General features: G+C 70.5%; 20 protein-coding genes. 8 read left to right on the forward strand and 12 right to left on the reverse strand.

Annotated features, from left to right (window positions below; genetic code table 11):
• Positions 1 to 137 precede the first annotated feature (137 nt).
• Positions 138 to 491, forward strand: coding sequence for a DUF1622 domain-containing protein (locus ACESMR_RS09150; RefSeq protein ID WP_373046752.1), 354 nt, complete (start codon positions 138 to 140; stop codon positions 489 to 491).
• Here the strand turns inward: ACESMR_RS09150 and ACESMR_RS09155 are convergent, their stop codons facing one another.
• Genes ACESMR_RS09155 through ACESMR_RS09165 form a run of 3 tightly spaced genes read right to left on the reverse strand, consistent with a single transcriptional unit; the run spans position 492 to position 5,191 of the window.
• The gene (locus ACESMR_RS09155; RefSeq protein ID WP_373046753.1) at positions 492 to 2,312 is read right to left on the reverse strand and encodes a MutS-related protein; all 1,821 of its coding nucleotides are present in this window, start codon (positions 2,310 to 2,312) and stop codon (positions 492 to 494) included.
• Positions 2,300 to 3,100: a GNAT family N-acetyltransferase gene (locus ACESMR_RS09160; RefSeq protein ID WP_373046754.1), complete on the reverse strand. Its 801-nt coding sequence runs from the start codon at positions 3,098 to 3,100 to the stop codon at positions 2,300 to 2,302. The genes ACESMR_RS09155 and ACESMR_RS09160 overlap by 13 nt, the downstream gene beginning before the upstream one ends.
• A 42-nt stretch (positions 3,101 to 3,142) precedes the next feature.
• The gene (locus ACESMR_RS09165; RefSeq protein ID WP_373046755.1) at positions 3,143 to 5,191 is read right to left on the reverse strand and encodes a M3 family metallopeptidase; all 2,049 of its coding nucleotides are present in this window, start codon (positions 5,189 to 5,191) and stop codon (positions 3,143 to 3,145) included.
• A gap of 149 nt (positions 5,192 to 5,340) precedes the next feature.
• Between ACESMR_RS09165 and ACESMR_RS09170 the strand changes: the two genes are divergently transcribed.
• The gene (locus ACESMR_RS09170; protein WP_373046756.1) at positions 5,341 to 7,140 is read left to right on the forward strand and encodes an SLC13 family permease; all 1,800 of its coding nucleotides are present in this window, start codon (positions 5,341 to 5,343) and stop codon (positions 7,138 to 7,140) included.
• Here ACESMR_RS09170 and ACESMR_RS09175 read toward each other — a convergent pair.
• Positions 7,130 to 9,130: an ATP-binding protein gene (locus ACESMR_RS09175; RefSeq protein ID WP_373046757.1), complete on the reverse strand. Its 2,001-nt coding sequence runs from the start codon at positions 9,128 to 9,130 to the stop codon at positions 7,130 to 7,132. The genes ACESMR_RS09170 and ACESMR_RS09175 overlap by 11 nt on opposite strands.
• Positions 9,131 to 9,316: 186 nt before the next feature.
• Here ACESMR_RS09175 and ACESMR_RS09180 point away from each other — a divergent pair, with 186 nt between their 5' ends.
• The 4 genes from ACESMR_RS09180 to pdxA all read left to right on the forward strand — a co-directional run bounded on the left by ACESMR_RS09180 (position 9,317) and on the right by pdxA (position 13,462).
• A complete protein-coding gene (locus ACESMR_RS09180; protein WP_373046758.1) occupies positions 9,317 to 10,468 on the forward strand; it encodes a peptidyl-prolyl cis-trans isomerase in 1,152 nt (383 codons plus the stop codon).
• A gap of 83 nt (positions 10,469 to 10,551) precedes the next feature.
• The gene (locus tag ACESMR_RS09185) at positions 10,552 to 11,475 is read left to right on the forward strand and encodes a peptidylprolyl isomerase (RefSeq protein ID WP_373046759.1); all 924 of its coding nucleotides are present in this window, start codon (positions 10,552 to 10,554) and stop codon (positions 11,473 to 11,475) included.
• Positions 11,472 to 12,449, forward strand: a complete 978-nt coding sequence (locus tag ACESMR_RS09190) for a peptidylprolyl isomerase (RefSeq protein ID WP_373046760.1) — start codon at positions 11,472 to 11,474, stop codon at positions 12,447 to 12,449. The genes ACESMR_RS09185 and ACESMR_RS09190 overlap by 4 nt, the downstream gene beginning before the upstream one ends.
• A gap of 23 nt (positions 12,450 to 12,472) precedes the next feature.
• A complete protein-coding gene (pdxA, locus tag ACESMR_RS09195) occupies positions 12,473 to 13,462 on the forward strand; it encodes a 4-hydroxythreonine-4-phosphate dehydrogenase PdxA (protein ID WP_373046761.1) in 990 nt (329 codons plus the stop codon).
• 42 nt (positions 13,463 to 13,504) lie between these two features.
• Here the strand turns inward: pdxA and ACESMR_RS09200 are convergent, their stop codons facing one another.
• The 7 genes from ACESMR_RS09200 to ACESMR_RS09230 form a co-directional block, all read right to left on the reverse strand.
• Positions 13,505 to 15,256, reverse strand: coding sequence for a peptide-N-glycosidase F-related protein (locus ACESMR_RS09200; protein ID WP_373046762.1), 1,752 nt, complete (start codon positions 15,254 to 15,256; stop codon positions 13,505 to 13,507).
• Positions 15,257 to 15,402: 146 nt separating this feature from the next.
• Positions 15,403 to 16,515 (reverse strand): redox-regulated ATPase YchF, encoded by a 1,113-nt coding sequence (ychF, locus tag ACESMR_RS09205; protein ID WP_373046763.1) that lies wholly within the window; start codon positions 16,513 to 16,515, stop codon positions 15,403 to 15,405.
• Between the two features lie 153 nt (positions 16,516 to 16,668).
• Positions 16,669 to 17,211 (reverse strand): F0F1 ATP synthase subunit B, encoded by a 543-nt coding sequence (atpF, locus tag ACESMR_RS09210; protein WP_373046764.1) that lies wholly within the window; start codon positions 17,209 to 17,211, stop codon positions 16,669 to 16,671.
• 94 nt (positions 17,212 to 17,305) lie between these two features.
• Positions 17,306 to 17,539: an ATP synthase F0 subunit C gene (gene atpE / locus ACESMR_RS09215; protein ID WP_373046765.1), complete on the reverse strand. Its 234-nt coding sequence runs from the start codon at positions 17,537 to 17,539 to the stop codon at positions 17,306 to 17,308.
• Positions 17,540 to 17,581: 42 nt separating this feature from the next.
• Entirely contained in the window at positions 17,582 to 18,565 is a 984-nt protein-coding gene (gene atpB / locus ACESMR_RS09220) for a F0F1 ATP synthase subunit A (protein ID WP_373046766.1), read from the reverse strand.
• An 8-nt stretch (positions 18,566 to 18,573) separates the two neighbouring features.
• Positions 18,574 to 18,849 carry an AtpZ/AtpI family protein gene (locus ACESMR_RS09225; RefSeq protein ID WP_373046767.1) on the reverse strand — a complete coding sequence of 92 codons (276 nt, stop codon included), beginning with the start codon at positions 18,847 to 18,849 and terminating at the stop codon, positions 18,574 to 18,576.
• 274 nt (positions 18,850 to 19,123) lie between these two features.
• On the reverse strand, positions 19,124 to 20,797 hold the full coding sequence (locus tag ACESMR_RS09230; protein ID WP_373046768.1) for a HEAT repeat domain-containing protein: 1,674 nt from the start codon (positions 20,795 to 20,797) through the stop codon (positions 19,124 to 19,126).
• 324 nt (positions 20,798 to 21,121) lie between these two features.
• On the opposite strand from ACESMR_RS09230, the gene ACESMR_RS09235 reads away from it, so the two are divergent.
• Entirely contained in the window at positions 21,122 to 21,304 is a 183-nt protein-coding gene (locus ACESMR_RS09235; RefSeq protein ID WP_373046769.1) for a hypothetical protein, read from the forward strand.
• 21 nt (positions 21,305 to 21,325) lie between these two features.
• On the opposite strand, the gene ACESMR_RS09240 is transcribed toward ACESMR_RS09235, so the two are convergent.
• Complete coding sequence (locus ACESMR_RS09240; RefSeq protein WP_373046770.1) at positions 21,326 to 22,750, reverse strand: sigma-54-dependent transcriptional regulator; 1,425 nt, start codon at positions 22,748 to 22,750, stop codon at positions 21,326 to 21,328.
• 129 nt (positions 22,751 to 22,879) lie between these two features.
• On the opposite strand from ACESMR_RS09240, the gene ACESMR_RS09245 reads away from it, so the two are divergent.
• Positions 22,880 to 23,542, forward strand: a complete 663-nt coding sequence (locus tag ACESMR_RS09245) for a DAPG hydrolase family protein (RefSeq protein ID WP_373046771.1) — start codon at positions 22,880 to 22,882, stop codon at positions 23,540 to 23,542.
• Positions 23,543 to 23,551: the final 9 nt, after the last annotated feature.

Raw genomic sequence — 23,551 nt, forward strand, 5'->3', positions numbered from 1 at the left:
ATCGGAGTCCCCTATCCCATGGCCACCTGCGGCTCAAGCGACGCGCCCCCGCCTGCCCGGCCGCTCCCGCCAGCGGCGAGCGAGGGCGCGGGGGGTTTGCACCGGGGGCGCCCCGCCCCACCTTCGCCCGGATGACGATGCAGGAATGGGTCGAGCTGGCAGCGCGGGCGGTCGAGGCGGTGGGGGTGATCACCATCCTCGCCGGCACGATCGTCTCGCTGATCCTCGTCTCCATGCGAGCGGGGTGGGACCTGCGCCTCTGGTACCTGCTCTACCGGCGCTTCCTCGGCCACGCGATTCTGCTCGGCCTCGAATTCCTCGTGGCGGCGGACATCATCCGTACCGTGAGCCACATCCCCTCGATCGAGAACGTGCTCACCCTCGCTATGATCGTGCTGATCCGCACCTTCCTCAGCTTCACCCTCGAGGTGGAGCTCGAGGGGCGCTGGCCCTGGCAGAGCAGCAGCAGGCGCGCGCCGAAGGACTCTTGATCAGACCTCGAGCCCAACCGCCCGCATCAGCTCCAGCGCGTTGCTCTTGCGCACCACGCCCGGCCGCATCGTGTAGTCGAAGGCGAGCCTTCCCTCCTCGAGGTGATCCTCGAAGTGGACGTTCTCCGCCTTCGGCGCCAACGCCTCCGCCGCCTGTGCGAGGGCGAGGTCGTGGGTGGTGAGCATCCCGATCGCCCCGCGCTCGATCAGCCCCCGCAGGATCGCCTCGGCGCCGATGCGGCGGTCGTGCGAATTGGTGCCGTGGAAGATCTCGTCGATCAGGAAGAGGAGCGACGGCGCGCCGGTGGAGATCTCCACCAGCTGCTTGAGGCGCGTGAGCTCCGCGTAGAAGCGCGAGGTGCCCTGCTGCAGCGAGTCCTGCACCCGCAGGGTGCCGCCCACCGCCAGCGGCGAGAGGCGCAAGGCGCGGGCCCGCACCGGCGCCCCGGCCTGGGCGAGGACCGCGTTGATCCCCACGGTGCGGAGCATGGTGCTCTTGCCCGACATGTTGGAGCCGCTGATCACCAGCGCCTGGAGCGCGCCGCCCAGGGAGATGTCGTTGGCCACCGCGCCCTGGAGGAGCGGATGGGCGAGCCGTTCGCCGACGAAGTGGGCCGGCCCCTCCTCCACCGTGGGGAAGGGATCGCCGGGGCTCTCGAAGGCGTAGGACGCCAGCGAGGAGAGGGCCTCGAGCTCACCCACCGCCTCCAGCCAGCGGGCGACCTGGGCGCCGTGGCGCCCGCGCCAGGATTCGATCGCGTAGCCGAGGTGCACCGGCCAGAGGAGGAGGAAGGCGATCGGCGCGAAGAATTGGTTGGCCTGCGCCTGGAGCATCTCGATGCGCCGGGCGAGCCTGGCGATCCGCTCCGAGGCGGGCTCGCCGTCCTGCACCAGCAGCGCCTGCAGGGCGCGGAGCCGCTCCGCCTCCACCGGCTCCCGCTCGAGGCGGGCGAGAACCTCCGCCAGCACGGAGAGATCCCTGCCGGGCTTCTCCAGCGCAGCGGCTGCGGTGCCGAGGGGCTCCTTCAGGCGGCGGAGGAGGAGGAAGTCGGCGACGCCCACCACCACCAGCGGCAGCGGACCCGCGCCAGCCAGGGGCCAGGCGAGGACAGCGGCGATGCCTGCGGCGGTGAGCACCGCAGCAGCCACCCACCAGCCCCGCCCCGGCAACGCCGAGCCTGCGGCGCCCCAGCCTGCGAGCCGCACCGGATCCACCTGGGCGCGGACGTCGGCGCCGAGCACGGCGAGATCCTCGCGGAGATCGAGCCGCTCGCGGAGCTCGGCGACGGCGCCCTGCCGCGCTGCGATCTCCTTTGGTGAAGCGGGACCTGCGAGCCAGCGGGCCAGGGTCTCCTCGCCTGCTGCGGTGCGGGCCACGCAGATCCGCTCGAAGAGTGAGCCGCTGCCGAAGAGGTCGAGATCCCTGGCGTAGGGATGCTCGGGATCGTCGAAGCGGGCGCCGTCGATCCCCTTGCCGGGCCAGCTTCCGTCGAGGCGCGCGAGGCCCTGCTCGTAGAAGACCACGGCGCGCTGGGCGCGGGCCTTGCGGGTGAGGAGGCGATCGTGGACCACCAGCAGCGCGACGAAGGCGGCTGCAGGGAGGAGGAGCCACCACGCGGAGAAGGCGCCCCTGCCCCAGGAGAACCAGGCGAGGATCGCCGCGAGGACGAAGAGGGCGAGGCGGGCGTTGGCGACCTGGCCGTCCTGTCGCTCCAGCCGCTCGACCGCCTCCCGCCTGGCCCGCAGGCGCTCACCGTAGACCGCCGCGGGATCACCCGCCGCCAGCACCGTCTCCCGCTCGATCCGCTTCACGGCGTCCACGACATCTCCCACTGCGAGAACGCGCCGGGCTGCAGCCCCACGCGGCGGAGCAGCTCGGCGGCAGGCCCCTCCGGTACGATGCCGGGGATCTGCCAACGCTTGCCCGGATGTGCAGCGGCGATCGCGCGGAGCAGGCGCAGCGCCGCGCCCTGCCGGCGGCCTTCCGGCTCCACCGCGATCGCCCGCAGACCGATCGCTTCCCCGACCCGCACGATCGCCACGGCGCTCCCGAGCCGGACGGCGTAGGTGGGCGAGGCGAGATTGCGCAGGGTATTGGCGGCACACGACCACGGCAGCCCCACGGGCAGCAGCGCCGCCACCTCCTCGATCGACGCGCGATCGAGCGGCGCCGCCTCCGGATCGATCACGCCCTCGAACCCCACCAGATGGCGGGACCGCTGGAAGCCCACTCGCTCGTAGAGCCGGACCGCCCGGTGGTTGACGTCGATCACCTCGAGGCGGACCTGCTCGTCCGCGCGGCTGCGCGCCTCCTCGAGGAGGGGGCGGAGCATCTCCTCCCCCACCCGCTTGCCGCGGAACGCCGGCACGATGCCCATCGCGGCGATCCGGCTCTCGCGATCGCGGCGTGAGACGAGCACCAGGCCCACCGGCTCCCCGGCGGAGAGGGCGACGCGGCTGTCGGCCAGGTGCACGCCCTCGCAGCGGATCAGCGCCTCCACCCGCACGGGATCTTCGGGGAAGGGCACGAAATAGCCCTCGAACGATCGCGCGAAGATGGCGGCGAGCTGCGGCAGGGAGAACGAGATCGCGGGAACGAGATCGATCATGGGGCGGATGCTACCCCGCCCTCGCCCCGGAAATGCCGCTTTTCAAGCAGGCGCGCCCACCAGCCCCGCCCGCTGCAGGAGCGCGTCGAGCGAAGGCTCGCGCCCCATGAAGTCGCGGAAGAGCTCCGCCGGATCCCGCGAGTCGCCCCGCGAGAGGATCGCCTCCCGGAAGGCGAGGCCCACGTCGGGGTTGAAGATCCCCTCCTCCCGGAAGCGGCTGAAGGCGTCGGCGTCGAGGACCTCCGCCCATTTGTACGAGTAGTAGCCCGCCGCGTAGCCGGTCGCCGACGAGAAGAGGTGGGTGAAGCTGGTGACGAAGGCGCTCCCCGCCGGCAGCTGCGCCGGCGTGTGCTCCTGGAGGATCTCCTGCGCCATCGCCACCGGGTCCGCGCCGCCAGCGGGATCCCAGTGCACGTGGAGCGCGAGGTCGAGGCCGGCGAAGCCGAGCTGCCGCATCATCGCGTTGGCTGCACGGTAGGTGCGCGTCCGCAACAGCTTCTCGAAGAGGTCCTGCGGAATCTTCTCGCCGGTCTCGAAGTGGCCGGCGAAGAGGTCGAGGGCCTCCCGCTCCCAGCACCAATTTTCCATGATCTGCGAGGGCAGCTCGACGAAGTCCCAGGCGACGTTGGTGCCGGCGAGGCTGCGCAGCTCCACCTCGCTCAGGACGTGGTGGAGCAGGTGGCCGAACTCGTGGAAGAGCGTCTCCACCTCGCGGTGGGTGAGGAGCGCCGGCTTGTGGCCCACCGCCGGGTTGAAGTTGGCGCAGATCAGGCCGAGGTGCGGCTGCGGGCCGTCCTCGCCCGGGACGCCGCTGATCAGCCCGTTCATCCACGCCCCGCCACGCTTCACGTCGCGGGGGTAGAGGTCGGCGTAGAAGGCGGCGACCCGGTTGCCGCCCTTGTCGTGGATCTCGAAGGCGTGGACCGACGGATGCCAGACCGGCACGTCCTTCCGCTCCACGATCCGGATGCCGTAGAGCCGCTGCACGATCTCGAAGAGGCCGGCGACGACGCGGTCCGCGGGGAAGTAGGGGCGCAGCTCCTCCTCGTCGAAGTCGAAGCGGGCGTGGCGCTGCTTCTCCGCGTAGTAGGCGATGTCCCAGGGCTGCAGCTGCGGCGCGCCGTCCCCCTCGATCTCCCGGCGGAAGGCGAGGAGTCGATCGTTCTCGGCCTGGAACCAGGGCTCGGTCCGCTCCCGGAGATCGTGGACGAAGTCGAGGGCTGCCTTCCCGGTCTTCGCCATCCGGTCGGCGAGGACGAAGTCGGCGAAATCCCGGAAGCCGAGGAGGTTCGCCTTCTCCCGGCGCAATTCGAGGATGCGCCGGATCAGCGGCCGGTTGTCCTTCTCGCCGGTGGCGGCCCGCTGGTCGTAGGCCCGCCAGACCTCCTCGCGCAGGCCTGCGTCGTCGAGGTAGGTCATCACCGGCACGTAGCTGGGCGCGTGCAGGGTGAAGCGCCAGCCGATCCTGCCCCGGCTCTCCGCATCGGCGCGGGCGGCAGCCTTCGCCGAGTCCGGCAGGCCGGCGAGCTTCGCCTCGTCGTCGACGTAGCGCTCCCAGGCGGCGGTGGCGTCGAGCACGTTCTGGCCGAAGCGGCTGGTGAGCTGCGCCAGCTCCCGGGTGATCGCCTCGAGGCGCTGCTTGCCCGCTGCGTCGAGGTCCGCGCCGTGGCGGCGGAACTCGTCGAGGGTCTTGTCGAGGAGGCGCCGGTGCGCGCCCTGCATGCCCTTCGCCTCGTCGGTGGCGGCGTAGCGCTGCAGCGCGCGCCACAGCCCCTCGTGGAGCGGGATGCCGGCGAAGAAGGCGCTGACGTCGGGCTGCACCGCGTTGTAGGCGGCGCGCAGCGCATCGCTGCTCATCACCGACTCGAGATGGCCTACCACGGTCATGGCGAATTCGAGGGTTTCGGTGGCCTTCTCGAGGGCGCCCATGGTGTTTTCCCAGGTCCGTTCACCGGGTGTGCCGGCGATCGCCTCGATCGCCGCGCGGGACAGATCGAGGAGCTGCCGGACCGCAGGTTCGACGTGCTCGGGGCGGATCCGGTCGAAGGGCACGTCGAACTGGATCCGGAGCAGGGGGTTTTCGCCAGGCATCGGTGCTCCCGCTGGATGAGGAAAAGGGAAAGACCCAAGGGGTTAATGCGCCCCGGCCGGAGAGGCAATGCCCTGTCGGGGAAACGTGCAGATCCCGTATTCCGTTCGCATACATCCCCGGCTCGGCCCCCGGCCGGGCAGAGCGCCCCATGCCCGAAGCCCTCGACAAGGACGTACTCCTCACCCTCGGGATCACCGCCGGCGCCCTTGCGCTCTTCCTCTGGAACCGCCTGCGGGTCGACATCGTCGGCCTGATCGTGCTGGCGGCCCTCGTGCTCGCCGGGCTGGTGCAGCCGGACGAGGTGCCCAGCGGCTTCGCCAACGAGGCGGTCTTCACCGTGGCGGCGATGCTGGTCCTCTCGGCAGGCCTGATGCGCACGGGCCTGCTCGAGTCGGTGGCATCGTGGATGGGCCGCACCGCCCGTGGCAGCAAGGTGCGCCTGCTCCTCGTGATGCTCGCCGTGGTGATCCCGGTCAGCGCCTTCCTCAACAACACCGCCGCGGTGGCGATCCTCCTGCCGGTGGTGCTCGGCCTCGCCCGCGAATTCGACGCGGCCCCCTCCGAGCTCCTCATGCCGCTCTCCTTCGGCAGCCAGCTCGGCGGGATCCTCACGCTGATCGGCACCTCCACCAACCTGCTCGTCGCCGGCCTCGTCCTCGATCTGGGCCTCGATCGGATCGGCCTCTTCACCATCACCCCGGCGGCGCTGGTGATCACCGGCGTCGGCATCCTCTACCTGGTGACGGTGGGCCGCTGGCTCACGCCGGAGCGGGCGGCACCCCCTCGGGACCTACTCTCCAGCTACGAGCTCCGCGAATACCTCACCGGCCTCATCGTCGAGCCCGCGTCCCGGCTCGTGGGCCGCTCCCTCGGAACCACGCGCTTCGGCCAGCAATACGGCCTGCAGGTGATCGCGATCCAGCGCGCCGACGACCGGGAGCACATCCGCTTTCCCTCCGGCCGCACCGTCCTCCACGCCGGCGATCTCCTCCTCGTCACCGGCAAGGTCGCCGACATCGCGCGGATCGAGCAATCGCACGGCCTGCGCATCTCCGGCACCCGCCCCGAGCTGCCGCTGCAGGCAGGCGAGGGGCGCCTCGCCGAGGTGATCGTGCCGCCCCGCTCCCGCGTGGTGGGGCGCACGCTCCAGGAGCTCGACTTCCGCAGCCGCTACCGGGTCACCGCGCTGGCGGTGCAGCGCCACGGCGTCTCCCTCCACGAGCGGATCGGCAACGTGCCGCTGCTGCCTGGCGACGTCCTCCTCGTGCAGGGCACCACCGAGTCGCTCTACATCCTCCACCGCCAGGGCGACCTCGCGCTCCTCGGCCCGATCCACCTCCCCGCCCGCCGCACCGGCAAGCGCCACCTCGCCCTGGGGATCCTCGCGTTCGTCGTGCTCCTGCCGGCGTTCGGCGTGGTGCCGATCACCGTCTCCTCGCTCCTCGGCGCCCTGGCGATGGTGCTCACCGGCTGCCTCACGCCGGAGGAGGCCTACCAGGGGATCGATTGGAGCGTGGTGGTGCTCCTCGGCGCGATCCTGCCCCTCGGCCTCGCGATCCAGCGCACCGGCACCGCGGAACTTCTGGCCAACTCGCTGCTCTGGCTGACCACGCCGCTGGGCGTCTACGGCCTGCTCGCCACGGTCTACGTGCTCACCGCCATCCTCACCGAGGTGATCAGCAACAACGCGGCGGCGCTCGTGCTCACGCCCATCGCCGTTGCCGCGGCCACGGCGCTGGGCCTGTCGCCGATGCCCTTCGTGATCGCGGTGATGTTCGCTGCCTCGACCAGCTTCATGACGCCGATCGGCTACCAGACCAACACGTTCATCTACGGCCCGGGCGGCTACCGCTTCATCGACTTCCTGCGGGTGGGCGGCCCCCTGAACCTCGTCCTCGCCATGGTGACCACGCTGGTCCTGCCGATCTTCTTCCCCTTCAGGCCGTGACCGGCAGCTCCACCCGGAAGGTGGTGCCGCTGCCGCCCCCGCTCTCCAACAGGACGACGCCGTCGTGCGCGGCGACGATCTGCTGCACGAGGTAGAGGCCGAGCCCGAGGCCGCCGAAATGCCGGGCGGAGACGGCCCGCTCGAAGCGGCCGAAGATCCGTTGCCGATCCTCGGGCGCAACGCCGATCCCGCGGTCGCGCACGAGGAGCACGGCCTTGTGATCCTCGGTGAAGAGCTCCACGTCGACGGGCCGGCCCTCGCCGTATTTGAACGCGTTGGAGAGGAGGTTGGTCACCACCTGCTCGAGGCGAACCCGATCCCACCGCCCCGGGACCGGCACGGTATGCAGCGCGATCGTGCTGCCGGAGCGCTGCGACTCCGGCTGCATCCGCTCCACCACCTCGCGCACGAGCGCGGCGAGGTCGAGCCGCTCGGCAGCGAGCTCGACGCGGCTCTCGGTGAGGCGCGACGCGTCGAGGAGCGTGCGCACCAGCGTCGCGAAGCGCTTGAGGTGGAGCTCGCTACCGTCGATGAGCGCGCCGAGCCGCGCCGCGTCGAGCGGCGCCCCACGTTCCACCTCCCGCAGCTGCCTGCGGAGGAGCTGCATCCGCGTCTGCAGCGGGGTGAGCGGCGTGAGCAACTCGTGGGAGGCGATGGAGAGGAAGTCGTCGCGGAGTCGGATCGCCGCCTGCGCCTCCGACCAGGCCCTGCCGCGTGCGGCGACCAGCGCGATCCGGTCGGCCAGATCCCCGGCCCGCATCCGATCGGTCGCGTCGTGGTGGCGACCCTGCCCTCCGAAGGCGAAGCCCAGCCAGCCCATGGCGGGCGCGCTCGGATCGGCGACGAGGTGGAGCGGCGCGATGGGGGCGCAGAGGACGCTCGCCACGCCGGCAGCCCGGAGCTGCGGCGGTAGCGCGTCGCCGCGGGCGAGAAAGGTGCGCCGCTCCGCCCGCGCCCAGCTCTCGCTGCGCCCACAGGCCCGCAGCGCGTCGACGAGAGCGGGATCCCCCGCCGCCCCCTGCTCCGGGATCCCCTCGATCTCGACGAGCGCCGCATCCCCGAGGAGCGGGACGCAGAGCGCCGCCACCTCCCCCAGCTGGCTGTCGAGCTCGAGGCTCGCCGCCAGGCGCCGACTCACCTCCGCCACCAGCTCGAGGCTTGCCGCAGCGCGGCGCTGCACGGTTACGTCGGTGGCGGTTCCGGCGGCACGCACCGGCAGGCCGTCCGCCACCACCGCCTTGCCGCGGACGTGGAAATCGAGGTGGTGGCCTGCGGCGTGGCGCAGGCGCACGTCGAGATCGCTCGCCGTCCCGTCCCGCAGGTGGGCCTGCAGGTGCTGGAGCGCCAGCTGCCTGTCGTCCGGATGGACGAATTCGAGGAGGTCAGCAGGCGTTCGCGGGGCCTGCTCCCGCCGGTAGCCCAGGCTCTCGAGGAAGCGCTCGTTGAGGTAGGCGGTGCCCGCGTGGAGATCGACGTCCCACAGCCCTGCATCGGCTGCATCGAGCACCATGCGGAAGCGTTCCTCGTTCCGCCGGATCGTCTCCATGGCCGCGCGCTGCTGCCGAATCTCGAGGGCCGCGGCCTTCTCCACCATCTGGCGGAGCCGATCCGCCTCCGCGCCGGATGCAGCCGCCTCGGACTCGGCGAGGCGCCGCCGCCGCTGCTGCACGATCAGCTCGGTGGTTCCCAATCCGGCGAGGCCGAAGGCGAGGAGGGGGCCTACCAGCTGGCCGGGCGTGCGGTCGGGCGCCGCCCGCACGAGCTGCGCGGCGAAGAGCATGGAGCACAGCAGGGAGAAGAGGGCGGGGCCGCGCCCCCCGAGCCAGGCGGCGAAGGCGACGGCGAGCAGGAAGAAGGGGAAGACGGCGCCCTGCAGCAGCGGGGCGAGGGCGAACGAGACCCCCGCCGCCAGCGAGGCGATCAGCGCGGAAAGAATCCAGACGATGGCGCCACGGTCTCCGATCTCGCCCCTCGTTCCTTGCAGTTCCAATTTGCAACCCGTTGATCTTATTGGCTCCGTTGAAAGACCGCAGCCCGTGTGCTACCAACTTCGACCGCAATGCGCGTCGTGGGAATCATGTGCCCCGGCGGGGGGTTCGAGCGCGCATCGAGGGGTCGCCCGGCGGCCCCTCGGCCGAATGGCCCTGTCCTTCGACAGCCAAGGAGCCTTGAAGCGATGAAGACTGCCAGCTCGATTGCGGCGATGGTGCTTGCCGCCTCCACCCTGCTCGCCTGCGGCGGCCAGGGCCAGACCGCCGGCGGCGCGGCGCAGCCCGCTGCGGCGAAGAAGCAGGGCGAGGTGATCGCCACCGTCGGCGGCGACGCCATCACCGTCGACGATTTCCAGGCCAAGATGGAGGAGCAGTCGCCCTTCATCCGCGCCCGCTACACCACGTTGGAGCGGAAGAAGGAATTCCTCGACAACATGGTTCGCTTCGAGGTGCTCGCGCAGGAAGCCGAGCGCCGCGGCTTCGCCAACGACCCGGACGTGGTCGCGACCATGAAGAAGGTCATGGTCCAGAAGCTGATGCGTGCGGAGTTCGACGAGAACGCCGCTGCGCAGGAGATCCCCGAGGCGGAGCTCAAGGCGTTCTACGACGCCAACGTCAACGACTACGTGAAGCCCGAGCGGGTCCGCGTCAGCCACATCTTCCTCGCTGCAGCGAAGGGCGATGCGACCCGCGCCAAGGCCAAGAGCGAGGCAGCCCGGCTCCTCGCCGACGTGAAGGGCAAGGAGGCCGGTCCGATCAAGACCGCCTTCGCCGAGACCGCCAAGACCCGCTCCGAGGACACGGCCTCCAAGGCCGCAGGCGGCGACCTGCTCTTCAAGACGAAGGAAGAGCTGGCGCAGGCCTGGGGCGAGAGCTTCGCCGACGCGGTCTTCGGCATGAAGACCATCGGCGAGGTGGGCGGCATCGTGGAGACCGACAAGGGCATCCACCTGGTGAAGCTCACGGGCAGGCAGAACGCCCTCGACCGGCCCTTCGAGTCGGTGAAGAGCCAGATCCAGAACCGCCTCTTCCGCGAGAAGCGCACCAAGTCCTTCGAGGACTTCGTCGCGCAGCTCAAGGAGAAGGCGAACGTGCAGGTGAAGGACGACGTCCTCGCCAGCGTCGAGGTGGTCCCCGCTGCGGAGCAGGCGCTCGGCGCCGGCATGCAGCCCCCCGCTGCGCCTGCCGCCCCGATGCCGGTGCCGGTGAAGGCCGACACCAAGGCGGAGCCGAAGACCCTGAAGGGCCCCAACGGCCGCACGGTCACCCTCCCCGCCGGCGCGCTGCAGGCGCCGAAGCCGCAGCTGCTCAACCCGCCCAACAAGGCGGAGAAGTAAGCGCGCTCCTTCGCAGCCCCTCTTCGCACCCCGGCCCCCCGCGCCTCCAGGCAGCGGGGGGCCGCTTCATTTCCGGAAAAGCCATGTCCATCCGTCGCGCCGCCGCTCTCGCCACCCTCCTCGTCCTCGCCGGCTGCACCGAGGCGGGGGAGGACGCCCGCGATCCGGTGGTAGCGCGGGTGAACGGGGAGCCGATCCGCGCGGCGGAGCTCCGCGCCGCCCTGGCGCAGGTGGGCCTGGGCGCGGTGCCGGCGGAGCTGGCCAACACGGTGCTCGAGGAGATCGTCGACCAGCGCCTCCTGCTCCGGGCCGCCAGGGAGAAGGGACTTCGCGTCGCCGACGAGGAGGTCGACCGGGCGGTGACCCGCCTGCAGGCCGACTACCCGGGCGAGACCTTCGGCGAGATGCTCGCAGCAGAGGGGATCGAGCCGGCCTCGCTCCGGACCAGGGCCCGCAAGGCGCTCCTCGTCCAGCGCCTCTTCGTCGAGGAGGTGGTGGCGCGGGTCGCCGTCACCGACGACGAGATCGCCGCCTGGATCGAGGCCCACGGGGCCGAGCTGGCGAAGCCGGAGCGGGTGCGCGCCGCGCAGATCGTGGTGAAGAGCGAGGAGGAGGCCCGCCGCCTCCACGCGGAGCTGCAGAAGGGCGCCTCCTTCGAGGAGCTGGCGGCTGCCCACTCGCTCTCTCCGGATGGAAAGAATGGCGGCGATCTGGGGTTCTTTGCACGGGGGGAGATGCCGCCCCCCTTCGACGAGGTCTGCTTCTCCCTGCAGCCCGGCAAGCTTTCCGACGTGGTGAGCAGTTCCTACGGCTTCCACGTGTTCAAGGTGCTGGAGCGGCACGAGGCGGTGACGCCGGAGCCCGAGACGCTCCGGCGGGAAGCCGAGCGCCGCCTCCGCCGGGAGAAGGAAGCCGCTGCGCAAACGGCGTTCTTGCGCCGCCTGCGCGAGGCTGCGCAGATCGATGTCGACGAGGCCGCGCTTCTGCGGCAGTTGGGGAATCCGTGAAGAACCGCAAGCACATCGCCCTCGCCCTGCTCGCCCTGCTGGCCCTCGGGCCTGCATCCGCCTCCGCAGCGACCGTCGACAGGATCGCCTGCACCGTCGACAACGAGGTGATCACGCTCTCTGAGGTGGAGGAGCGCGCCACCCTGCTCCAGGTGCAGGCGCCCCGCGCCAGCCGCGCCACCCTGCTCCGCGAGGCGATGAACGACCTCGTCGCCGAGCGCCTCTTCGCCAAGGCGATGAAGGAGCTGGCGATCGAGGTGCAGCCGGCGGAGCTGCAGGCGGCGTTGCAGGGCGTGCTCCAGCAGAACGGGCTCTCGAGCCAGGAGCAGCTCAAGGCCGCCGTCGAGGGGCAGGGGCTCGAATGGGACGAGTACCTCGACACGATGAAGCGCCAGCTCGCCCAGTCGAAGCTGATCAACCTGCGGGTGCGCTCGCAGGTGAAGGTGAGCGAGGACGAGGTGAAGCGTCGCTACGCCGAGGTGGCTGCCACCGAGAAGGGCGAGCAGGAGGTCCACGCGAGCCACATCCTCGTGACCGTCCCCGCCGAGGCCGGCGAGGCGCAGGTGCAGGCGGCCCGGGAGAAGGCCGCTGCCCTGGCGACGAAGGCACGCGAGGCCGACGCCGACTTCGACGCGCTCGCCCGCTCCTCCTCCGACGGTCCGTCGAAGACCGATGGCGGCGACCTCGGCTGGTTCAAGCGGGGCGAGATGGTGCCCGAGCTGGAGAAGGCCGCCTTCGGCCTGCAGGCCGGCGAGGTGAGCGAGCCGGTGCGGACCCGCTTCGGCTGGCACGTGGTCAAGGTGCAGGAGCGCCGGACCGTCGCCGCCAGGCCCTTCGAGCAGCTGGCCGATCCGATCCGCGAGCGGCTCTACCGCGAGGAGATGGAGCGGCAGACGCTGCGCTACCTCGAGGAGCTGAAGAAGGCCGCGGTGATCACCTACCCGGTGCGCGAGTTCGCGCCCACCCGGACCTGATGGCGACGAGGGCCCGGGGGGCTTTGGCGAAGCCGCTGGTGGCGATCTCGATGGGTGATCCGAGCGGGATCGGCCCCGAGGTGATCGCCGGCGCCCTCGCGCGTCCGGCGGTGCGGCGCGCAGTGCGGCCGCTGGTCTTCGGCGACGACGGCGCTTACGCCCGGGCCTGCAAGGCACTCGATCTCCCCGACCGTCTCGCCCGGATCGATCCGGGCGACGTCGTTCCTGCCGCCGGAGCGCTGGTGCGGATCTCGCGGCTCCGTGCGGCGGATCGCAAGGCGGGCAAGCCCTCCCCCGCCGGCGGCGAGGCGCAGGGCAACTACCTGGAGGCGGCGATCGAGGCGGTACGCAGCGGCGCCGCCGCGGCGATCTGCACCGCGCCGATCAGCAAGGCGGCGATCCACGGCGCCGGCTGGAACTTTCCCGGACACACCGAGCTGCTGGCGGAGCGCTTCGGCGTCGGCAGGGTGGTGATGATGCTGGCGGGCCCGGTGCTCCGGGTGGTGCTCGCCACCACCCACGTGGCCCTCTCCGAGGTGCCGAAGCGGATCACGCCCGAGGGGATCGCCGAGGTGCTGCGGATCACCGATCGCTCGCTGCGGGAGCGGCTCGGGATCCGGCTGCCGAAAATCGCGGTCTGCGCGCTCAATCCCCACGCAGGCGAGGGCGGCCTCTTCGGCGACGAGGAGGCGCGGATCATCGCGCCGGGGATCGAGTTGGCCCGGGCTTCCGGGGTGCGGGCCGAGGGGCCCTTCCCCGCCGACGGGCTCTTTCCGCGGGCGGCCCGGGGCGGCTGGGACGCGGTGCTGGCCATGTACCACGACCAGGGGCTCGTCCCGCTCAAGACGGTCCACCTCGAGACCGCGGTGAACGTGACCCTGGGCCTCCCGATCGTGCGCACCTCGCCGGATCACGGCGTGGCCTACGACATCGCCGGCAAGGGCAGGGCGGATCCCACCTCGATGGCGGAGGCGCTGCTCATGGCGGCCCGCATGGTCGCCGCGGGCCGCTGACGGAGGTCGGGCCGGCGCGTGCCGGCCCGAATCTCCTCTCCGCTACTTCCTCTCGTAACGGACCAGCCACGACTGCAGCCGCAGCTCGGGCAGGTAGTCGCCGCCGCCGCCGAGCCGCGGGACGTAGGGCTCGCCGCGGAAGAGCGCCCGGTAGGCGATCTCGTTCTCGCCGGAGACGAGCACGTCGCTCACGTCCTGCACCCAGGGCTTCACGTCCTGCCCCGGGCACCAGCCGGCGCGGCCGAAGGGCCAGCTGCCGAATTGGTTGGGCACCACGCCCTGGTCCACGCGGGCGAAGCAGCCGTAGCGATCCTTCGCCTCGGGGTGGCTCTCGCTGAAGGCGGTGCCGTTCACCGCGAACTCGTGCTCGCTGTCGCAGAACTCGGCGCAATTCTCCCAGGTGGAGCCGAAGCCGTGGCCGGTGACGACGTTGTAGATGCCGACGCGGGTGGTGGTCGGATCGTCGACGGTGAACTTCACCGGCTCGAAGCGGCCGTTGTACTCCTCGTTCCAGGGGATCGCGCCGCTGGCGCCGTAGAGGAAGCGCACCTCGACCGGCCGCTCCTGCTTGCCCGCATCCCAGAGCAGGATGCGCAGGTGCATGTCGTAGCCGTTGGCGCCGGTGTACTTCAGCGTGCGGGAGCCGCCATTGGCGAAGAGGGGCAGCAGGGGCGAGACGTCGGTGAGCCACTCGCCCTCGCGGCCGTAGGGCGTCACGTAGCGCACCAGCTCCGTGTCGCAGGACGCGGGATCTTCCTCGTCGCAGACGAAGAGGTGGTGGGCGTAGTCCCACTCGTTGCAGCCCGCCTCGAGCCCCTGCAGGTGGCCGGGGCAGGCGGTGTAGAGGTAGACCGCCATCGAGTCGAAGCGGGCCATCTCCGCTGCGCTCGGCAGCGTGATCTCCACGCTGGTGGTGTGGCCCGCCTCCCAGCCGCCCTGGTGGCGATCGCCGTCGAAGACCACCACCTCGGTGGCGGCGATGGCGCCCATCTCGCGCTCGAGGCGGCGCTCGTAGTCGAAGCCGACCGCCTCCCTGGCGAGGAAGCGCAGGTGGGGCGCACCGTCGTTGAAGTCGTAGAGGCTACCCGCCTCCCGCCAGCGGCCGAAGCGGTCGATGCCGAAGGCGAAGTTGGGATGCGCGGCGAAGAAGGCGCCGAGGCTCCCGTCGAGTGCGTCTACGGCGTCGGTGACGAAGTGGAGGCGCGTGCGCCACTGCGCGGCGACGGCGGGATCGAGGAGCGCGAGCGCCTCCTCGAAGCGCGACAGCATCGCCTCCTGCGCCGCACGGCGCGCCGCCTCGTCGTCCTCCACGTCGAGGAAGAGGTAATGCACGTTCGCGGGCGACTCGGCGAGGAAGGCGCCGACGTCGGAGCCGGCGATCGCATCGCTGTACGCGTTGCCCGCCGCACGCACGAGGAAGAGGTGGCTGTCGTTGCCGGTCCAGCTCGCGTGGAAGGCGAAGCTGCCGCCCAGCGTCTGCACGGTGAAGTCGCCGGCGGCGTCGCGGATCCCGGTGCCGTAGGGGCCCTCGGGCAGCGGCACCGGCGCCTCCGCCCAGCTGCAGCCGCTCTCGTCCACCGCGCTGCCGGTGGCGGTGCTGCCGCAGCGATCGCTCTCGTCCGGCACACCGTCGCCGTCCGCATCCGGCAGCGGCTCGCCGACGCAGGCGCCGTCCACGCAGTCCTGTCCGGCGAGGCAGGCGGGTTCGCAGGTCGCCTGGGTGGAATCGTTGTCGCTGCCGCAGGCTGCAGCGATCCATGCACACGCGACGAGGCTCGCGCTCCAACGGGACATGCTTCCCTCCGAATGTCAGCTTGGAGGCGAGCCTAACATCCTGCCGAGCGTCGCCGCCATGGACCGGCGATGGCAGCCTGCGGACGCGAGAAGGCCGGCGGATCCCGGGGGGATCGCCGGCCCTCTCGTCGACGCGTGCGGCCCGATCAGACGTTGAAACGGAAGTGCATCACGTCGCCGTCCTGCACCACGTACTCCTTGCCCTCGACGCGGAGCAGGCCCTTCTCGCGGAGCGCCGACTCGGACCCGAATTTGAGCAGGTCCTCCCAGCGGCAGACCTCGGCCTTGATGAAGCCGCGCTCGAAGTCGGTGTGGATCACACCGGCGGCCTGCGGCGCCTTCCAGCCCTCGTGGATCGTCCAGGCCCGCGTCTCCTGCTCACCGGCGGTGATGTAGGTGCGGAGCTGCAGCAGCTTGTAGCCTGCGCGCACGAGCTTGTGCAGACCGGGCTCGGCGAGGCCTGCCGACTCGAGGAAGTCGGCCCGCTCCTCCACGGGGAGCTGCTGGATCTGCGACTCGACGTCGGCGCAGATGATCACGAGCGGCGCCTTGTCCAGCGCGGCGACGGCCCGGGCCTTCTCCACCAGGGGATCGGTCTCGGCGCCGGCGAGCTGCGACTCGGCGACGTTGGCCACGTAGAGCACGGGCTTGGCCGTCAGCAGGAAGAGCTCGGAGATGACGGCGCGCTCGTCGTCGGTGAGCGGGATGCGGCGGACGGTCTGCCCCTCGTTGATCCCGGCGCGGACCTTCTCCAGCACCACGAGCTCGGCCTTCGCCTGCTCGCCGACCTTGCCACCGGCCTTCGCGTCCTTCTGCACCCGCTGCAGGCGCTTCTCCACCGACTCGAGATCCTTGAGGGCGAGCTCGGTGTCGATCACCTCCGCGTCCCGGGCCGGATCGACCGAGCCCTCGACGTGGATCACGTTCGGATCCTCGAAGCAGCGCAGCACGTGGGCGACGGCGTCGACCTGCCGGATGTGGCTGAGGAACTGGTTGCCCAGACCCTCGCCCTTCGAGGCGCCGCGGACGAGCCCGGCGATGTCGACGAACTCGAGGGTGGTGGGGATGATCCGCTTGCTCCCGTAGACCTTCGACAGCTTCTCCAGCCGGTCGTCGGGAACGGGCACCACGCCGACGTTGGGCTCGATGGTGCAGAAGGGGTAGTTGGCCGCTTCGGCGTTGCACGCCTCGGACAGCGCATTGAAGAGGGTGGACTTCCCCACGTTGGGAAGGCCGACGATGCCGATCGAGAGTCCCATAGATTTCCGCCGAACCGCCGGGCTGACCGGATTCTTCTCCGGACCCGTCCCGGGCAGGAACACGTCGACCGGCTCTCCCTCGCGGGTGCCGGTCGATCGCGATGGGAACGGCGCGGCGTCAGCCGCCGTGCCGCTCGGGCCCCGAGGGGCCGATCAAGCGCGCGGCTGTGCGGGGAGCTTCCGGAGGAAGTCCTCTGCCAGCTGCCGCTGCTTCTGCTCGTCGAGGTTGGCCTCGAGGAGCCGGCCGGCTGCAACGATGGCCAGGTCCACGGCGCTCGCCCTGATCTCGGCGATGGCCTTGGCCCGCTCCTCGTCGATGGTACGCCGGGCGTTGGAGAGCAGCGCCTCCGCATCCTTCTTCGCCTGTGCGAGCGCCGTCTGGCGTGCCGCCTCGACCTCCGCCTGGTTCTTGCGAACCAGCTCGGCGGCCTCGCGGCGTGCGTCGGCGATGGCGGTCTTCTGCTCGGCGAGCAGCCGCTCCGCCTCCATGCGCTCGCGCTTGGCGCCCTCGATCGCTTCGCGGATGGTCCGCTCGCGCTCGTCGAGCATGGCGAGGATGGGCTTCCAGGCGGTGAACCGCAGGATGATCGCCACCACGATGAACGTGACGATCGTCCAGAAGGTCAGGCCCGGGTGGATGTCCATGATCGACGCCTTGTGGCCGGCGCCGGCTGCTGCGAGCAGGAACGTGGTCATCATGCCTTCCACCCCTCCGAGGTGAAACCAGGTGTCACAGGGGCCGCGCGGACGAACGCGCGGCCCCGGGGTGCAGCCCTACGCGAGACTTGGCTCAGGCAGCCTTGGTCGCGAGGAGAATGCAGACCACGAGCGCGAAGAGGGTCGCGCCTTCGACGAGCGCCGCGGCGATGATCATCGAGGTGCGGATGTCACCGGCCGAAGCGGGCTGGCGGGCGGTGCCCTCCATTGCTGCCGCAGCGAGGCGGCCGATACCGTAGGCGGCGCCGATGACGGCGAGGCCAGCGCCGAGGCCGGCGCCGAGGAAGGCGAGTGCGAGCTGAATCACGGGATCCTCCGAACGTTGCTGCGTGAGAGAGACGCCCCGCCTTTAGTGCGGGTGCGAAGCCATACCGATGAAGAGCGCAGACAACATCGTGAAGATGTACGCCTGCAGCAGGGCGACGAAGAGCTCGAGCAGATAGATGCCCGCGGCAAAAGCCACGGAGACCGGCGCGATGAAGGCGCCCACTGCGGGAAGCAGGAAGATCAGCGCGAGCAGGAAGAAGAGGACGATGTGCCCTGCGGCCATATTGGCGAAGAGACGAACCGCCAGTGCGAAGGGCTTGGTGAGCAGGCCGAGGAGCTCCACCGGAATCATGATCGGGTAGAGCCACACCGGGACGCCCGAGGGTACGATGTGCAGCCAGAAGCCCGCGACGCCCTGCTCCCGCATACCGGCGTAGAGCGTGACGGCGAAGGTCAGCAGCGCGAGGCCCGCGGTGACCGCGAGGTTGCCGGTGGCGGTGGCGCTGTAGGGCACCAGGCCGAGCAGGTTCATCGTGAAGATGAAGAAGAACGCGGTGCAGAGATAGCCGACGTAATGGTCGGCGTGGTGCTCGCCGATGTTCTTCACCGCGAGCTCCTCGCGGACGAAGCGGACGAGGGTCTCGACCACCGAGTAGAAGCCGCGCGGCACGATGCTCCGCTTGCGCGCAGCCAGCGAGAGGACGAGCACGAGGATCGCTGCCGCCAGCCACATGAAGATCAAGTGGCGCGTCGGCGAGAGGTCGATCGCGGTGCCGCCGACGTTCACCACCCAGGTCGGGAGGTGGAAGGTCGCGGTGGCGCCGTTGATCGGGTTCTCGAACGCGATCTCGCGGCCGTCGGTCACGTGGTGGAAGACGACGTCGGGCACCGAGGAGGTGGCACCGACCTCGGGGGTCTCGGTGGGGAGACCGACGTTCGAGTCGATCTGCGCCAGCGGACGAGCCTCGGCGGGAGCACCCTCCTGTGCCAAGGCAACAGGAGAAATACCGAGGATCAGCGCCATGGCTGCGAGTGCGATCGTCGTCGTGCGAACGAGGGCGCCCATCCTGTCCTCTACCTCCGCGGTTTCTGCCGCTTCTCGGCTTCCAGGATCGCCTTGATGAAGGCGTAGATTCCCAGCGCCATCCCGAGACACGCCCCTGCAACCAGCAACCAGGGGGTCGTGCCCAGCTTCTTGTCGGCGAAGTACCCGGCAATCACGCCGAGGGCGACGCCGCCCGCAAGACTCCAAGAAGCCTGCAGGTACGGTTCGGCCGCTCGCATCGCACGAGCGAAACCGGACAGCCCAGCAAGCCTCCTGTCCGGATCGCGGTCGTCGTGGTCTGCCACAGCCCGCTCCGCGTCGTTCCTTCGGAAAATCAAGGATTTTCAGTAGGAACCGTCCGAAAAGGAGGCGCGTAATAGCACGGGGTCCGGGGGTGGTCAACGTCAAAAACCCGCTGCTTTCGATCACCGGAAGCTGGACGTGCCGGCCGGGGCTGCGCTACGCCGCCGCTGCCTCGAGAAGGCCCGGAGAAGCCTCCAGACGGCCTTAAACGAAGAGCCGCGGCGCCCGGAGTGGGGCCGCGGCTCGAGCGCTGCAGCAGCGCTGCAGCTCGTCCGATCAGCTGCCGATGCGATCGAGGCGGCGGATCTTCACGGCGAGGCGCTTCAGATCCTCGTTGATCTTCACGAACTGGATCTTGTCCTTCTCCGTGTTGATCTGCTTGTCGAGGGCGGCGAGCCCCTTCTTCGCCTCTTCGAGGGCGGGCTTCGTCTGGCTGGCGACCCAGTCCACCGCCATGATCGCGGCGAAGCGTGCCTCGAGGTTCTTGTCGGCGAGGGCCGCCAGGAGCGCGGGCATCGAGGCGGGATCGGCGATGTGGCCGAGCTCGATGGCGGCGCGCTCGCGAACCAGCGGGTTCTCGTCCTTGAGCTTGCCGCTCCAGCAGGCGACGTCGGCCTTGCACTCGTTGTAGGCGACGAGGCGGGCCTTGTTGTCGGCGAGGATCTTCACGACGTTGGCGCCGAGCTCGTCGCAGTGCTGCTGCGCCGCCTCCTTGCCCTTGGCGTCGTCGTACTCGACCTCCCGCATGCAGCCCTTCACCGACGCTGCGGGCTCCGCCTTCTCCCACTTCTCCCAGGTGGCGAGGGTCTTCTCGTCACCGAGGCGGGAAAGGGCGACGTAGCAGCCCTTGCGCGCGTGGTTCGACTTGTCGAGGACGTTGCCCTTGAGGGCGCAGCTCTCGAGGCCGGAGAGCGCCTTGCGGTCGCCGATGGCCACGAGGGCGTCGGCGTAGACGGCGCGGAGGTTGCCCTCCTCCTCCTTGAGGTTCTTCACCAGCGTGTCGACGGCGCCCTTGACCCGCATGCGGGAGAGGGCGTCGGCGGCCTGGCGGCGAACGATCAGGGTGGTGGGGTCGATGGCGTCCGGATCGGAGCCCGGGCGGCTGTAGTTCAGGTATTTGATCAGGGTCGGGACCGCGCGCTCCTCGTTGAGGTCGCCGAGCACCTGCGCCGCCTTGGCGTAGAGCGCCTCGCGGTAGATGTCGTGCTCGTCCGCCCACTTGTTGAGCGATTCGTCCTTGCCCTCGAGGACGACCAGGAGGGGCTCTGCTGCCTTGATGCCGATCTGGTAGGCGGCGAAGGAGCTCTCCGAGTAGAAGGAGATCCCCTTCCGCTCGTGGAAGAGCATCTTCTTGATCGCAGGCACCGCGCCCGGGTCGCCGATGTTGCCGAGGGCCTGGACGGCCTTCTTGTTGACATAGGGCTCGAGGCCCTCGTCGGTGGCGATCTCGACCAGCTTGGGCACCGCCTTGGAGTCGCCCAGCTCGCCCAGCGCGTTGATCGCGGCGATCTTGGCGTAGGAGTCCTTGGAGCGCTCCGCCAGCTTCGAGAGGGGCTCCACCGCGGACTTGTCGCCCAGCTCGGCGAGGGCCTCGGCGATCTCCTTGTTGGCCTCGTTGGCGCGCTTGATCGCGGGGTCGGAGCCGGCGCCCACGCCGAGATCGATGGCGTCGATCAGGGCGGGCACCGAGGCGGGATCGCCCAGCTTCGCCAGGGTCTTGACCGCCTGCACCTTGACCTCGCCACCCTCCTGGAGCAGCGGGACGATGGCGGACGATACGCTCTTGTCACCGAGATCGGCGAGCTTCTCGAGGGCTGCCAGCTTGGCGGCCTTCTCCTCCGCCGAGAGCTGCTTCACCCAGGTCTGGGGATCGTTCGGATCCCCCTTGGAGCAGGCGCCTGCGAAGGAAACGCAGAGCAGTGCCGCGACGACGCGGACAGTAAGCCGCATGAGAGGCCTCCCTCAAAAGGTCTTGGGAAATGGCTTTGCCGGGCAAGCCTTACACTCGTGCCTACCGAGGGTCAATCCGGCTGGGATCCCGTTCGGGGATGCATTTGGCCCCAGGGTGGCGTGCCGCGCCCCGGCTGGGAGGCCGGCCGGATGCCGGCCCCCGGCACTGGGCGCCCAAACGCTCGTCTTCCTTCCGCTTTTCTTCGTTTAAGGGCGTGTAAAGCGGGGGTTCGTGTGCCCCCTGCCCTTTTTACCGCGGCGCGTCGTACCCATCGTGGATCCCGGCCCGAGGGTTGCCCCTTTCCCGGGCCGAGGAGGACCTCAATGGATGGCATCCAGCTCGAGCGGAAGATCCGGGAAGCGGAAGACCGCGTGCGTGCACTCCTGGTGCGCACCAGCGCCGACGATTCGTACGCCTGCCAGACCGAGCTCCGGGAGGCGGTGGAGAACCTCCGCTCCCTGCGCAACCAGCGCTACGGCAGCGAAGAGGGCGTCTACGGCGCCTGAGGACCGACACCGGCAGGGTCGTCAGATCCTGCCGGTCCCGATCCCCAGAGTGGTGAGGCGGGCCCGGAGGGTGTTCCGGTTGATCCCCAGCCACCGGGCAGCCTGGAGCTGGTTGCCGGCGAAGCGGCTCATCGCCAGCTCGAGGAGCTGCCGCTCGACCCGCTCGAAGACCGTGGCGTGCACGCTCCCCTCCGGCAGGTGCTCGATCACCTGCGGCAGGGTGCGGGCGATGGCCGCCTCGAAGCTCTCCTCACCCGGCGCGGCAGCAGCACCGGGGATCTCGCCTGCGGCGCCGATGGCCCGACGCAAGTCCGCAGCGGTGATCGTCCCGCCCCGCGCTGCGAGCAGCGCCCGCTGCACCACGTTCTCGAGCTCGCGCACGTTGCCGGGCCAGCGGTGCTCCTGCAGCGCCGCTGCGGCACCCTCCTCGACCTGCACCTCGGCGCCCACCAGGGCCCCGGCGTGGCGGGCGACGAAATGGCGGGCGAGCGGGAGGAGGTCGTCGGGTCGCTCGCGGAGCGGGGGCAACCGGATCACCAGCACCGAGAGCCGGTAGAAGAGGTCGCCGCGGAAGCGACCGTCGGCCACCATCCGCCCCAGGTCCGCGTTGGTCGCGGCGACGAGGCGCACGTCGACCGGCACCGGATGCTCGGCGCCGATGCGATCGACGCTGCGCTCCTGGATGGCGCGGAGGAGCTTGGCCTGCAGCTCCACCGGCATCTCGCCGATCTCGTCGAGGAAGAGCGTGCCCTGGTCGGCCTGCTCGAATTTGCCCTTCCGCCGGGCCTCGGCGCCGGTGAACGCGCCCTTCTCGTGGCCGTAGAGCTCGCTCTCGAGGAGCTCGCGGGGGATCGCCGCGGCGTTGACGGTGACGAAGGGGCGCCGGGCCCGGGCCGAATGTTCGTGGATCGCGCGGGCGACCAGCTCCTTGCCCGTGCCACTCTCGCCGACCACGAGAACGGTGAGGTCGGTGGCGGCGGCGCGGCCCACCTGCTTGGAGACCTCGACCATCGCGGGCGATGCGCCGACCAGCGCCGGCGAGACCGCCTCCGGCGCTGGGGCCGGCGTTGCGCCCTGCGGCGCCCGCGCGGCGAGCTCGCGCACCACGGCGACGACGCGGTCGAGGTCGAAGGGCTTGACCAGGTAGTCCTCGGCGCCGAGGCGCATCGCCGTGACCGCGGCGCGGAGCGTGTCCTGCGCGGTCATCACCACCACCAGCGGGCGGCGCTTCTCGCGCTGCAGCTCTTCGAGGAGGGTGAAGCCGCTGTCGCCGGGGAGCCGCACGTCGAGGAGCGCCACCGCGTAGCGCTCGGCGGCGAGGCGCTCCCGCGCCTCCTCGGCGGAGGCGGCGGTGTCGACCTCGAAGCCGGCCTTGCCGAGGGCCTTCTCCAGGACGAAGCGGATCGAGGGCTCGTCGTCGACGACGAGGAGGCGCCGGGTGGTCATTGGCGCAGTCTTATCACCAAGGGGGTGCAAGGAACCGCCGCTTCCTGCCGCGGCCAGGACGGTAGGAGGATGGAGCCGAGGCTCGCCACCCGACCGGAGGCATCACTTCGCAGAAGGGAAAAAGCCGCAATGAGACCGCCCCTTCCCACGCCCATCGCGATCCCGTGGACGATGAAGCCCCTCGCTTCCGCGCAGACCCGCCTCGAACACCTCGACGATGGGCGTCTCCGTCTCTCCATCGTCCACGACGTGCTCCACGGTGTGACCCCGTCGATGCTGGTCTGGTGGTTCACCCATCTCGAAGGCGTGATGGAGCTCGAGGGCGCGCACCACGAGCGCTACCGGATCTGGCATCCCCACGATCACGTCTCGCTCCGCTATGCGAAGCGCTCGGGCGCAGGGATCGGCCCCGGCTCGGTCTTCCACATCACCGAGTACCTCGGGCGCAATCCCGATCACCTGGTCGACGTGCACACCCGCGTCGAACGCCTGGACGAAGGAGGCTTTCGCCACCGCCCGCGTGTCGCTGGGCTCTCGCCGCTCGTGATGGACTACCGCTTCACCCGCGTGCCCGGCGGCACCCTCTACGAGAATTCGCTCGTGCTCGGGTTTGCCCACCGCGCCGCGCGGCCGCTCAACGAGCGCCTGCGCCGGCGCTTCTTCCCTGACGCGAAGGGCCACGCCTGGCTGCTGCACAACGTCGAGGAGGTGGGCAACCTGGAGTTCTTCCTGCCCCGGCTGATCGAGGCCGAGTCGGGCCGGGGCCCGACCCGGGTGGCGCTGCCCGGCTGACGGCCGTCT

The organism is Vulgatibacter sp. (assembly GCF_041687135.1).
Taxonomy (GTDB): Bacteria; Myxococcota; Myxococcia; order Myxococcales; family Vulgatibacteraceae; genus JAWLCN01.